We start from the raw sequence: 12,507 nt of genomic DNA, 5'->3' as shown, positions 1-12,507 counted from the left end.
TACGCGCTTGAACCGAAACAGTGCATGCAAACAGCAATGCCCGTTTCCGGGCATTCAACTACCCTTGCCTCTCTGCACTCGACCTTTTAAAACACCTGTTCGGCACTCTGGTTCGGAAATTGCTACTTTCTATAGGTCGTAAGCGTTGCAGTAACAATAATTCTGCGCCACAAGCGCTCATATTGGTTCTTAGGGATTGAATAATGAAAAAAGCATTGCTGACCCTTTCTGCACTGGCGTTGTGCATGGCCGCCGGCTCCGCGCTGGCCAAGGAATACAAAGAGCTGCGCTTTGGCGTTGACCCTTCGTACGCACCGTTCGAGTCGAAAGCGGCCGATGGCAGCCTGGTCGGGTTCGATATCGATCTGGGCAACGCGATCTGCGCCGAACTGAAGGTCAAGTGCAAATGGGTCGAAAGCGATTTCGACGGCATGATTCCGGGCCTCAAGGCCAACAAGTTCGATGGCGTGATCTCGTCGATGACCGTGACTCCGGCGCGCGAGAAGGTCATCGACTTCTCCAGCGAACTGTTTTCCGGCCCGACCGCTTACGTGTTCAAGAAGGGCTCCGGTCTGAGCGCAGACGTCGCGTCGCTGAAGGGCAAGACTGTTGGCTATGAGCAGGGCACCATTCAGGAAGCCTATGCCAAAGCCGTGCTGGACAAGGCCGGTGTGAAAACCCAGGCCTATCAGAACCAGGATCAGGTGTATTCCGACCTGACCTCCGGCCGCCTCGACGCAGCCATCCAGGACATGCTGCAAGCCGAACTGGGCTTCCTCAAGTCGCCGAAAGGCGAAGGTTACGAAGTCAGCCAGCCGGTCGACAGCGAATTGCTGCCGTCGAAAACCGCTATCGGTATCAAGAAAGGTAACACTGAGCTGAAAGCACTTTTGGATAAAGGTATCAAAGCGTTACACGACGATGGCAAATACGCCGAGATTCAAAAGAAACACTTTGGCGACCTGAATCTGTACAGCGGCAAATAATGCTCCGGCGCCCATCCCCGATGGGCGCCTTTTCCATCCGCTCAGGTTGCTGATTTATGTTTGAAACCCTCCTGCAAAATCTGGGGCTTGCCTCGTTCAGTCTGCAGGGCTTCGGCCCGTTGCTGCTGCAAGGCACCTGGATGACCATCAAATTATCGGCAATGTCGCTGCTGGTGGCCGTGTTGCTCGGCCTGCTCGGCGCCAGTGCCAAACTGTCGAAAGTCAAACTGGTGCGCCTGCCCGCGCAGCTCTACACCACGCTGATTCGCGGCGTGCCGGATCTGGTGCTGATGCTGTTGATCTTCTACAGCCTGCAAACCTGGTTGACGTCGCTGACCGACTACATGGAATGGGAATACATCGAAATCGACCCGTTCAGCGCCGGCGTACTGACGCTGGGCTTCATTTATGGCGCGTATTTCACCGAGACCTTCCGTGGCGCCATCCTCGCGGTGCCGCGTGGTCAGGTCGAAGCCGCCACCGCGTATGGCCTCAAACGTGGCCAGCGTTTTCGCTTCGTGGTGTTTCCGCAAATGATGCGCTTCGCCCTCCCAGGCATCGGCAACAACTGGATGGTCATGCTCAAGGCCACCGCCCTGGTGTCGATCATTGGCCTCGCCGATCTGGTCAAGGCAGCGCAGGACGCCGGTAAAAGCACCTATCAACTGTTCTACTTTCTGGTCCTCGCCGCCTTGATTTATCTGCTGATCACCAGTGCTTCGAACTTCATCCTGCGCTGGCTCGAACGCCGCTACGCCGCCGGTGCCCGGGAGGCCGTACGATGATCGAACTTCTCCAGGAATATTGGCGCGCCTTCCTTTATACCGACGGCCAGAACATCACCGGGCTGGCGATGACGATGTGGCTGCTGACCGCGTCGATCTGCATCGGCTTCGTCGTCTCGATTCCGCTGTCGATTGCCCGCGTTTCGCCGCATTTCTATATTCGCTGGCCGGTGCAGTTCTACACCTACCTGTTCCGTGGCACGCCGCTGTATATCCAGCTGCTGATCTGCTACACCGGCATCTACAGCCTCGCCGCCGTGCGCGAACAGCCGATCCTCGACAGTTTCTTTCGCGACGCGATGAACTGCACGATCCTCGCTTTCGCTCTCAATACCTGCGCGTACACCACGGAGATTTTCGCCGGGGCGATTCGCAGCATGAATCATGGCGAAATCGAAGCGGCCAAGGCTTATGGCCTGACCGGCTGGAAGTTGTACGCCTACGTGATCATGCCGTCGGCACTGCGCCGCTCGTTGCCTTACTACAGCAACGAAGTGATCCTGATGCTGCACTCGACCACCGTGGCGTTCACCGCGACCATTCCCGATATTCTGAAAGTCGCGCGGGATGCCAACTCGGCGACCTTCCTGACCTTCCAGTCATTCGGCATCGCCGCGCTGATCTACCTGACCATTACTTTTGCGCTGGTCGGCCTGTTCCGCCTCGCCGAACGCCGCTGGCTGGCCTTCCTCGGGCCGACTCACTAGCACCGGTTTGAAAATAAAGAGATAACAATGCGCCACCAGATTCATGACTTGCTGGCCCCGCTGCCGGGGACCGCACGGCAGATTCACAGTTTCCACTTCGGCCCACCGCAGGCCAAGGGCAAGGTTTACATCCAGGCGTCGCTGCACGCTGACGAACTGCCGGGCATGCTGGTCGCCTGGCACCTGAAACAGCGTCTGGCCGAACTGGAAGCTGCCGGCCGCCTGCGCAGCGAAATCGTCCTGGTGCCGGTGGCCAACCCGGTCGGCCTCGAACAAGTGCTGATGGACGTGCCGCTGGGCCGTTACGACCTCGAGAGTGGGCAGAACTTCAACCGCTGGTTCGTCGACCTCAGCGAAGAAATCGGCAACGCCATCGAAGGCCAGTTGAACGACGATGCGCAGCACAACCTCGAACTGATCCGTGCCAGCCTGCGCAACGCCCTCGACCGTCAGAAGCCGACCACACAACTGCAATCCCAGCGTCTGACCCTGCAACGCCTGGCCTGCGATGCCGACATGGTGCTGGACTTGCACTGCGACTTCGAATCGGTGGTGCACCTGTACACCACGCCCGAGGCGTGGCCACAGGTCGAGCCCTTGGCGCGCTACATGGAAGCGCAGGCCAGCCTGCTCGCTACCGATTCCGGCGGGCAGTCGTTCGACGAGTGCTTCACCCTGCTCTGGTGGCAGCTGCGCGAGCGCTTCGGCGAACAGTTCGAGATTCCGCTGGGCAGCTTCTCGGTGACCGTCGAATTGCGCGGCCAGGGCGACGTCAATCACCCACTGGCCAGCCGCGATTGTCAGGCGCTGATCGATTATCTGATCCAGTTCGACGCCATCGTCGGCGAGACCAAGCCGCAACCGCCACTGCCGCACCCGGCCACGCCGCTGGCCGGGGTCGAACCGGTGACCACGCCAGTCGGCGGCCTGCTGGTGTACTGCGCGACACCCGGCCAATACCTGGAAGCCGGCCAGCAGATCGCCGAAATCATTGACCCGGTCCACGACAAGGTCACCCCCATTCATTGCACCGCCGCCGGCCTGCTGTATGCGCGCTCGCTGCGGCGCATGGCCACTGCCGGCATGGTCATCGCCCACGTCGCGGGCGCCCAGGCCTATCGCAGCGGCTACCTACTTTCGCCTTGAGGATGCTCGTCCATGTACAAACTGACCGTTGAAGGCCTGCACAAAAGCTATGGCGATCATCAGGTGCTCAAAGGCGTTTCGCTCAAGGCCAAAACCGGCGACGTGATCAGCCTGATCGGCGCCAGCGGCTCGGGCAAAAGCACCTTTTTGCGCTGCATCAATTTCCTTGAACAACCCAATGACGGCGCCATGAGCCTTGATGGCCAGGCGATCCGCATGGTCACCGACCGCCACGGCATGCACGTCGCCGACGCCGATGAACTGCAACGCCTGCGCACGCGGCTGGCGATGGTGTTTCAGCATTTCAACCTGTGGAGCCACATGACCGTGCTGGAAAACATCACCATGGCCCCGCGCCGGGTGCTGGGTTGCAGCAAACAGGAAGCCGAGGATCGCGCCCGACGTTATCTGGACAAAGTCGGCTTGCCGGCGCGGGTCGCCGATCAATACCCGGCGTTTCTGTCCGGCGGCCAGCAACAACGCGTGGCGATCGCCCGGGCACTGGCGATGGAACCGGAAGTGATGCTGTTCGACGAACCGACCTCGGCGCTCGACCCGGAACTGGTCGGCGAAGTGCTGAAAGTGATTCAGGGCCTGGCCGAGGAAGGCCGGACGATGATCATGGTTACCCATGAAATGAGTTTTGCGCGCAAGGTTTCGAATCAGGTGCTGTTTCTGCATCAGGGTCTGGTGGAAGAAGAAGGTGCGCCCGAAGAAGTGCTGGGCAATCCCAAGAGTGAACGCCTGAAGCAGTTCCTCAGCGGCAATCTTAAATAAGGTTGGCAACCCACCCCTGTGTGGCAGCGAGCCTGCTCGCGAAAGCGGTTTATCAGTCAACATCAATGTTGAATGTGCAATCGCATTCGCGAGCAGGCTCGCTCCCACAGGGGGAATCCATCGACCGACAAAGTTAAACTTGTCGCCCCGCTTCGCTGTCTCTGAAACAACACCTCCAGAGCGCACGCAGCCGGCATGGCGAAATCCCCCGACTTTGCAAAAATCTGGTTCAGCGCCCGCGACTGGAAGCCGTTCGCCTTTCAGAAACAGGTGTGGGCGGCGGTGAAAAACGGCGAGTCCGGCTTGCTCCACGCCAGCACCGGCGCTGGTAAAACCTACGCGGTGTGGTTTGCTGCACTCAACCGCTTCGCCCGCTTGCAACCTCCCGTGGCCACGCCGCGCAAACGCAAACCGCCGGCCGAACCGCTGACGGTGCTGTGGATCACGCCGATGCGCGCCCTCGCCGCCGATACCGCCCGCGCGTTGCAGATTCCGGTGGATGATTTACAGATTCCGTGGTCGATCGGCCTGCGCACCGGCGACACCAGCAGCAGCGAACGCGCCCGCCAGGGCCGACGTCTGCCGACCACGCTGATCACCACCCCGGAAAGCCTGACTCTGCTACTAGCCCGCGCCGATGCGCGCACGGCGTTGTCGACCCTGCGCATGATCGTCGTCGATGAATGGCACGAATTACTCGGCAACAAACGCGGCGTGCAACTGCAACTGGCGCTCGCCCGCCTCCGTCATTGGCAGCCGGAACTGATTGTCTGGGGGGTATCCGCCACCCTCGGTAATCAATCCCACGCGGAGCAAGTGCTGATCCCACAGGGCGGCGGCGTCAGTGTTCAGGGCAAAAGCGAAAAAACCCTGCAAGTCGACACCCTGCTGCCACCGGCCATCGAGCGTTTTCCCTGGGCCGGCCACATCGGTCTGAAGATGCTGCCGCAAGTGGTGGCCGAGCTCGACGCCTGTGCCAGCAGCCTGGTGTTCACCAACACCCGCGCGCAATCGGAGATCTGGTATCAGGCGCTGCTGGAAGCGCGGCCGGACTGGGCCGGGTTGATCGCGCTGCACCACAGCTCACTGTCACGCGATACCCGCGACTGGGTCGAACAGGCGCTGAAGAATGGCCAATTGAAAGCGGTGGTGTGCACCTCGAGCCTGGACTTGGGTGTGGATTTCCTCCCGGTCGAGCGCGTGCTGCAGATCGGCTCGGCGAAAGGCGTTGCGCGGTTGATGCAACGTGCCGGGCGCTCCGGCCACGCACCGGGGCGCACCTCGCGGGTGACGCTGGTGCCGACCCACAGCCTGGAACTGATCGAAGCGGTCGCCGCACGGGATGCCGTCGAGCAACGGCGCATCGAGCCGCGCCTGTCACCGCACAAGCCGCTGGATGTGCTGGTCCAGCATTTGGTCAGCATGGCCCTTGGCGGTGGCTTTATTCCTGAAGACTTGTACGAAGAAGTCCGTGGTGCCTGGGCTTATCGTGACCTGACAGCGGCAGACTGGGCCTGGGCGCTGGCGTTCGTACGCCATGGCGGGATGTCTCTTACAGCGTATCCGGATTACCGCCGGGTCGAGCCGGACGAACACGGCGTCTGGCGTGTGCCGGATGCGCGTCTGGCGCGGCGCCATCGCATGAGCATCGGCACCATCGTCAGCGACGCGAGCATCAACCTGAAATTCTGGAGCAAGGGCGGCGGCGGCAAACAGCTGGGCAGCGTCGAGGAAGGCTTTATCGCCCGACTGAAACCCGGCGATGGTTTCCTCTTCGCCGGCCGCCTGCTGGAACTGGTGCGGGTGGAAAACATGACCGCCTACGTCAAACGCAGCACCGCAAAAAAAGCCGCCGTGCCGCGCTGGAATGGCGGACGCATGCCGTTATCCAACGAACTGGCCGAAGCAGTGGTGACGCGCTTCAGCGCCGCTGCTCAAGGTCTGTTCAAAGGCCCGGAAATGCACGCGCTGCGGCCGCTGCTTGAAACGCAAATACGCTGGTCCGGCTTGCCCACCACGGAAAATCTGCTCGCCGAGGTACTGAAATCCCGCGAAGGCTGGCATCTTTTCCTCTATCCGTTCGCCGGGCGCCAAGTGCATCTGGGACTGGCGAGCCTGCTGGCGTGGCGCGTCAGTCAGCGGCAACCGGTGACCTTCTCGATTGCCGTGAATGATTACGGCCTGGAACTGCTCAGCGCCACGCCGGTGGATTGGGCCACGCATCTCGACGCTCACCTGTTCAACGCCGATGACTTGTTGCTGGATGTGCTGGCCAGCCTCAATGCCGGTGAACTGGCGTTGCGCCGCTTCCGCGAAATCGCGCGGATCGCCGGGCTGGTGTTCGCCGGGTATCCGGGCGCACCAAAGAGTACCCGCCAGGTGCAGGCGTCGAGTGGCTTGTTTTTCCAGGTGTTCAAACAATACGACGCCGACAATCTGCTCTTGGCCCAGGCCGGGGAAGAAGTCCTACGCGAGGAACTGGATATTCGTCGTCTGGAACAGACACTGGAGCGGATCAATCAGATGAAACTCGACGTGCATCAGGTTAAACGTCCTACACCACTGGGTTTTCCGCTGCTGGTGGAGCGGATGCGCGAGAGCATGAGTTCGGAAAAACTGGCTGACAGGATCAGAAGAATGGTCGGTGACCTGGAAAAAACCGCTGATAACGGAAAATCGTCGTGAGTGCGTACCCAGTGCGTTTGGCCGGTGAGGAGTTGTGGCTGCTGCCGGAGAAAGCCCTGTACTGGCCAGCGCAGGAAGCATTGCTGATCGCCGATGTGCACTTTGGTAAGGCGGCGGCCTATCGCAGCCTCGGCCAGCCGGTGCCGCATGGCACGACAGCGAGCAACATCGAGGTGATCGACGCATTGCTGGCGCGGCTGCCGTGTCGCCAGTTGATTTTTCTCGGGGATTTCCTGCATGGGCCTGGCTCACATGTCCCGACCACACTGAATGCGCTGGCAGAGTGGCGAGCGCGCCACGCTGACCTGCCGATGACGCTGATTCGCGGCAACCACGACAAACGCGCGGGCGACCCACCGGCATCGCTGAATATCCGCGTGGTGCCAGAGCCGCTGTTATTGGGGCCGTTTGCCTTGCAGCATGAGCCCGATGCGCATCCGGAACGGCACGTGCTCGCCGGCCACGTGCACCCGGTCTATCGGCTGCATGGCAAAGGTCGGCAGAGTCTGCGCCTGGCTTGTTTCAGACTCGGTGAGCGCATCAGCCTGATGCCGGCATTCGGTGCGTTTACCGGCGGCTATCAGGTCGAGCGCGACGACAGTTGCAAAGTCTTCGTGATCGGCGACAACGAAATATGGCCCGTCAGCTAGATCGCAAATCGATCAGACTGACGGGCCATATTCAGGACAGTGGGTCAGGCGACAGGTGCCGGAGGCGGCTCGTCCGGCAGCGTCGGTTCGCCTGGTTCGGTCGGTTGTTCGTTGGGAGTATCGGGATCGGGCTGGCCGGGCACGCCGCCGGACAGGCTCAAAGACGGATTCGCCAGTAACGACCAGGCCAGAACGCCTATCTGATTGGGCTCAAGCCTTGCCAGTTCAGCGCTGATTCGCGGGTCGATCTTCATAGGGCACTCCTCAGTGAAGGCCCGAATTTGTGTGTAACAAAAACGGGCAGTACACCCCATAGAGTGTCTGCCCGCCAAAGAATTCCCGACATCCGTCGGATGGTCGATCAGGTACGCGGCAAGGTTACGCCACGCTGGCCCTGATATTTGCCGCCACGATCCTTGTAGGAAACTTCACATTCTTCATCGGATTCGAGGAAGAGCATCTGCGCCACGCCTTCGTTGGCGTAGATTTTCGCCGGCAGGTTGGTGGTGTTGGAAAATTCCAGCGTCACATGACCTTCCCACTCAGGCTCGAGCGGAGTGACGTTGACGATGATGCCGCAGCGCGCGTAGGTGCTTTTACCCAGGCAGATGGTCAGCACGTTGCGCGGAATGCGGAAGTACTCGACGGTGCTGGCCAGGGCGAAGGAGTTCGGCGGAATGATGCAGACGTCGCTGTGGATGTCGACGAAGCTGCCGGCGTCGAAGTTCTTCGGGTCGACAATGGCCGAGTTGATGTTGGTGAACACCTTGAAGTGGTTGGTGCAACGCACGTCGTAGCCGTAGCTCGACACGCCGTAGGAAATCACCCGGCTGTCGTCGCTGCCGCGCATCTGGCGCTCGACGAACGGTTCGATCATGCCGTGTTCCTGCGCCATGCGGCGAATCCACTTGTCCGATTTGATGCTCATGGCGGGTTTGTCCTGAATAGCGAGGTGGAAAAATTCTGTCCGGCATCTTACCGGGCGCATCGCCGCGATCAAAGTGCGCAACGCAATTCTCGGCGAACACCCCGTATTTACGCGATGTGGCGACGAACCGTCGCACCGCCGATCCCTAAAACACAGAATCCTTTGCAAGAAACATTGGCACGTTCCGGAAAAAGGGTTAAGGTGGCGTCACTGTGTTGCTTGTGTCACTGAGAATCTCTACACGATATGTTGAATTTCGATCCAACCATCTACAAGAATTTTTCCTGCTCTTTGCACTCAGTCTCGGCCAGGGTTCTTCCTGAGTCGCAGTTATCTTTGTTCAAGGAGTTACACCATGTCTAATCGCCAAACCGGTACCGTTAAGTGGTTCAACGATGAAAAAGGCTTCGGCTTCATCACTCCACAATCCGGTGACGACCTGTTCGTTCACTTCAAAGCTATCCAATCCGACGGCTTCAAAAGCCTGAAAGAAGGCCAACAGGTTTCTTTCATCGCTACCCGCGGTCAGAAAGGCATGCAAGCTGAAGAAGTACAAGTTATCTAACTTGTAGCTTCTTTAGAAAAGAGCCCCGCCCTTAAAAGCGGGGCTTTTTTGTGGGCGCCTGTTTTGCGCTGGCAAAAAAAATCGCGACCCTTGGGGCCGCGATTTTTCGTTTGTGCTTTTACCAGGCCACACCAAACCCTGCGGTATATCGGGTCTTGTTCAGATCCGCATCGTTGGTGCCGCTGATGATGTCGCGCTCGGCCTTGAGGTTGAGCGACGCCCAGTCGGTGACCTTGTAGCGCAGGCCCAGCTCGGCATCCAGTGCGTAATCGGCAACGCCCGACAGCGGCTTGCCGACTTCGCCATTGGTGAAGAACTCGACCTTCTTGCCGATGAGGTAGCGGTTGTAGTCCCACTTCATCGCGACGGAATAGAAGTTGTCCTTGCTGCCATCGCGATATTCGTAATCGGTACGGTTGAGCAACGAGCCCAGCGAGAACGCACCCAGTTCATCGTCCCAGAACTGGTAACCCGGACCGGTACCGACCACACGCTGACGCGCCAGCTCTTCGATGTGATCACGCTTGTAGTTGATGCGCCCCTGCCAGAACCACTGATCGGTGAGGAAGCGGTCGAGGGAATATTCGGCGCGCCAGTTGTTGGTGGTGGTTTCCGCATCCTGCACTTCGCGGTTGTACTCGCCCTCGCCGGTATGGCGCCAGCGACCATGGCGAGCCGAGGTCTTGAAGGCGACGTCGTAATCGTCGGTGTCCTTTTCGGCGCGCTGATAGTCCAGCGCCAGATCGACGTTGCCCTTCCACACCAGGTCGGTGACGATCGGCTTGGGCTTGAGGATCTGCTGAATGCTCGCCAATTCGACAGTCTTCGGCGCTTCGCCGTTGGCCAGGGTGACCTTGCCATCGTCGGCCGCCGTCAGCGACTTCGATACTTCACCGGCATAGGCGTCCTGCTTCACCAGCAGGTGCTGATCGCTGTCGAGGGTCTTGACCTCTTTCCAGTCAATCGCCACTGCGCCGGCGTATTTGGTCTGGATCAACAGCTTGCCGCCGTCGAAAACCGTGATAGTGCCACTCAGCTTGTCGCCGTTTTTCAACCAGACGGTGTCGGCAAGCAGGGGCGTGGACGCGCTGAAAACAGCGAGGCACAACAGGGTTCTGGGGAACATAAGCAGATCGGAGGCTCAGAGTTGGCGAAAAGGGTCGGCATTATCCGTAGGATTTTGCCCATGACAAGGACTGACCGGACTATTTCAATTGAGTTCATTTCTCAACTGCACCACGAGCGATTACCCTTGTCGCCATCATCACGCCAATGCTCAGGAGCCGCGTACGTGAAAGACCCGCTCGACAGCGTCGAAAACGATGCGCAAATCCGACGCACGGCACTCTACTCGACGCTCGCGCAAGTGCCCGAAGGCAAAGTCGTCAGTTATGGCCAGTTGGCCGAACTTGCCGGGCTGGGCCGCGCCGCGCGCTGGGTCGGGCGGACTTTGAGCCAGTTGCCCGGCGACACCAAGCTGCCCTGGCACCGCGTACTCGGCGCCGGCGGGCGCATCAGTCTGCCGGTCGGCAGCCCTTCCGGTGACGAGCAGCGCGCGCGATTGCGCATGGAAGGCATCACCGTCCAGAACAATCGTGTGGATATTCGGCGCCATGGCTGGCGTCCGGTAGAGCACAGCGGTTAGAGTGCGCGCTTTGTTTTCGCAATTTTGAGGCAGACTTCAGCCCATGCCCCGTAAAACCTGGCGCGCCGCGCTCGCCGCCTATGCCAGTCCTTCGACGCTCGTGCTGTTGTTGCTCGGTTTTGCCGCCGGCCTGCCGTACATGCTGGTGTTCTCGACGCTCTCCGTATGGCTGCGTGAAGCAGGCGTGGCCCGTGAAACCATTGGCTATGCCAGCCTGATCGGCCTGGCGTACGCGTTCAAATGGGTCTGGTCGCCCCTGCTCGACCAATGGCGCCTGCCCTTGCTGGGCAAACTCGGCCGTCGCCGCTCCTGGCTGGTGCTCTCCCAGGCACTGGTGATTCTCGGCCTGATCGGCATGGGTTTCTGTGATCCGCAGAAGCATTTGTCCTGGCTGATCGCCATTGCCGTCGTGGTTGCCTTCGCCTCCGCCACGCAAGATATCGCGGTCGACGCCTATCGCCTGGAAATCGCCGATGACAGCCGCCAGGCCGCTCTCGCCGCCAGCTACATGTCCGGTTACCGCGTTGCCGCCCTGCTCGCCACCGCCGGCGCGCTGTTCTTCGCCGAAGGTTTCGGCTCCACCGGCTTCAACTATAAGCACGCGGCATGGACCGGCACCTATGTACTGTTTGGCGCATTGATGGTGCCCGCGCTGCTGACCACGCTGTTCATGCGCGAACCACCGGTGCCGCTGCGCACGCAGTTGCAGGCCGGGCGCTACACGTTCATGCATCAATTGATGTCGGTGTTCGTGCTGATCGTTTTGCTGGTCTCCGTACCGGCGATGTTCACCCAGCTATACAACACCGATTTCGCCGGCGTGCTGTTCGGTGACATGAGCCCGCTGGACCTGCTGCTTGAAGACCGCGCCTTTCTGCGCGCCATCCTCTACATATTGCTCACCGGTTTGTGTCTGTCGGCCATGGGGCGGCGCGGACTGGCTCCGGTACTGACGCCGATCAATGACTTCATCCTGCGTTATCGCTGGCAGGCGCTGTTGCTGCTGGGCCTGATCGCCACTTACCGGATGTCCGACACGGTAATGGGCGTGATGGCCAACGTGTTCTACATCGACCAGGGTTTCACCAAGGATCAGATCGCCAGTGTCAGCAAGATTTTCGGCCTGATCATGACCCTCGTCGGCGCCGGCATGGGCGGCCTGTTGATCGTGCGTTTCGGCATTCTGCCGATCCTGTTTATCGGTGGTGTGTCTTCGGCAGCGACCAACCTGCTGTTCGTCATGCTCGCGGACATGGGCCCGAACCTCCAGATGCTGGTGGTGACCATTTCCCTCGACAACTTCAGCTCGGGCCTGGCGACATCGGCGTTCGTTGCCTACCTGTCGAGCCTGACCAACCTGAAGTTTTCCGCTACGCAATATGCCCTGCTCAGCTCGATCATGTTGCTGCTGCCGCGCCTGATGGGCGGCTATTCCGGCGTGCTGGTCGAGAAGTTCGGTTATCACAGCTTCTTCCTCATTACCGCCCTGCTCGGCGTACCGACGCTGCTACTGATCGCGCTGCACTGGTTCCAGGAGCGCCGCCGCGAAGGACAAACACCGACGCCCGAGCCCGCACCGACGCCCGTCACCGAAGAATCGTAGGACGCTTCGCCAATGGCGGGAGGAATCCCG

Annotated in this window: 13 protein-coding genes; 10 read left to right on the top strand and 3 right to left on the bottom strand. The window is 60.1% G+C overall.

What is annotated here, in order from left to right; genetic code table 11:
* Positions 1-203: 203 nt before the first annotated feature.
* The 7 genes from BXA01_RS22180 to pdeM all read left to right on the top strand — a co-directional run bounded on the left by BXA01_RS22180 (position 204) and on the right by pdeM (position 7,736).
* Positions 204-986 (top strand): transporter substrate-binding domain-containing protein, encoded by a 783-nt coding sequence (locus BXA01_RS22180; RefSeq protein ID WP_024011901.1) that lies wholly within the window; start codon positions 204-206, stop codon positions 984-986.
* 56 nt (positions 987-1,042) lie between these two features.
* Positions 1,043-1,771 carry an ABC transporter permease gene (locus BXA01_RS22175; protein WP_016771383.1) on the top strand — a complete coding sequence of 243 codons (729 nt, stop codon included), beginning with the start codon at positions 1,043-1,045 and terminating at the stop codon, positions 1,769-1,771.
* Positions 1,768-2,478, top strand: coding sequence for an ABC transporter permease (locus BXA01_RS22170; RefSeq protein ID WP_076566236.1), 711 nt, complete (start codon positions 1,768-1,770; stop codon positions 2,476-2,478). The genes BXA01_RS22175 and BXA01_RS22170 overlap by 4 nt, the downstream gene beginning before the upstream one ends.
* 27 nt (positions 2,479-2,505) lie before the next feature.
* Positions 2,506-3,624 (top strand): succinylglutamate desuccinylase/aspartoacylase family protein, encoded by a 1,119-nt coding sequence (locus tag BXA01_RS22165; protein ID WP_076566234.1) that lies wholly within the window; start codon positions 2,506-2,508, stop codon positions 3,622-3,624.
* Positions 3,625-3,636: 12 nt separating this feature from the next.
* A complete protein-coding gene (locus BXA01_RS22160) occupies positions 3,637-4,401 on the top strand; it encodes an ABC transporter ATP-binding protein (RefSeq protein ID WP_056783337.1) in 765 nt (254 codons plus the stop codon).
* A 195-nt stretch (positions 4,402-4,596) separates the two neighbouring features.
* A complete protein-coding gene (locus tag BXA01_RS22155) occupies positions 4,597-7,086 on the top strand; it encodes a ligase-associated DNA damage response DEXH box helicase (protein WP_076566232.1) in 2,490 nt (829 codons plus the stop codon).
* Complete coding sequence (gene pdeM / locus BXA01_RS22150; RefSeq protein ID WP_016771388.1) at positions 7,083-7,736, top strand: ligase-associated DNA damage response endonuclease PdeM; 654 nt, start codon at positions 7,083-7,085, stop codon at positions 7,734-7,736. The genes BXA01_RS22155 and pdeM overlap by 4 nt, the downstream gene beginning before the upstream one ends.
* A gap of 44 nt (positions 7,737-7,780) precedes the next feature.
* Here pdeM and BXA01_RS22145 read toward each other — a convergent pair whose 3' ends face one another.
* Together BXA01_RS22145 and dcd are read right to left on the bottom strand one after the other, a co-directional pair.
* Positions 7,781-7,990: a hypothetical protein gene (locus tag BXA01_RS22145; RefSeq protein ID WP_016771389.1), complete on the bottom strand. Its 210-nt coding sequence runs from the start codon at positions 7,988-7,990 to the stop codon at positions 7,781-7,783.
* A 107-nt stretch (positions 7,991-8,097) separates the two neighbouring features.
* Positions 8,098-8,664, bottom strand: a complete 567-nt coding sequence (gene dcd, locus BXA01_RS22140; RefSeq protein ID WP_007940589.1) for a dCTP deaminase — start codon at positions 8,662-8,664, stop codon at positions 8,098-8,100.
* Between the two features lie 355 nt (positions 8,665-9,019).
* On the opposite strand from dcd, the gene BXA01_RS22135 reads away from it, so the two are divergent.
* Entirely contained in the window at positions 9,020-9,229 is a 210-nt protein-coding gene (locus tag BXA01_RS22135; protein WP_002554837.1) for a cold-shock protein, read from the top strand.
* 118 nt (positions 9,230-9,347) lie between these two features.
* On the opposite strand, the gene BXA01_RS22130 is transcribed toward BXA01_RS22135, so the two are convergent.
* Positions 9,348-10,355, bottom strand: a complete 1,008-nt coding sequence (locus tag BXA01_RS22130; protein WP_024011896.1) for a DUF481 domain-containing protein — start codon at positions 10,353-10,355, stop codon at positions 9,348-9,350.
* A gap of 165 nt (positions 10,356-10,520) precedes the next feature.
* On the opposite strand from BXA01_RS22130, the gene BXA01_RS22125 reads away from it, so the two are divergent.
* Positions 10,521-10,874, top strand: coding sequence for an MGMT family protein (locus tag BXA01_RS22125; protein ID WP_016771391.1), 354 nt, complete (start codon positions 10,521-10,523; stop codon positions 10,872-10,874).
* A 43-nt stretch (positions 10,875-10,917) separates the two neighbouring features.
* On the top strand, positions 10,918-12,477 hold the full coding sequence (locus tag BXA01_RS22120) for an AmpG family muropeptide MFS transporter (RefSeq protein ID WP_076566230.1): 1,560 nt from the start codon (positions 10,918-10,920) through the stop codon (positions 12,475-12,477).
* Positions 12,478-12,507 lie beyond the last annotated feature (30 nt).

The sequence above is a fragment of the Pseudomonas sp. B10 genome (assembly GCF_900156235.1).
Classification (GTDB): domain Bacteria; phylum Pseudomonadota; class Gammaproteobacteria; order Pseudomonadales; family Pseudomonadaceae; genus Aquipseudomonas; species Aquipseudomonas siliginis.
Note: the sequence above shows the minus strand (reverse complement) of the source record. Positions and strands in the feature narration are given on the sequence as shown.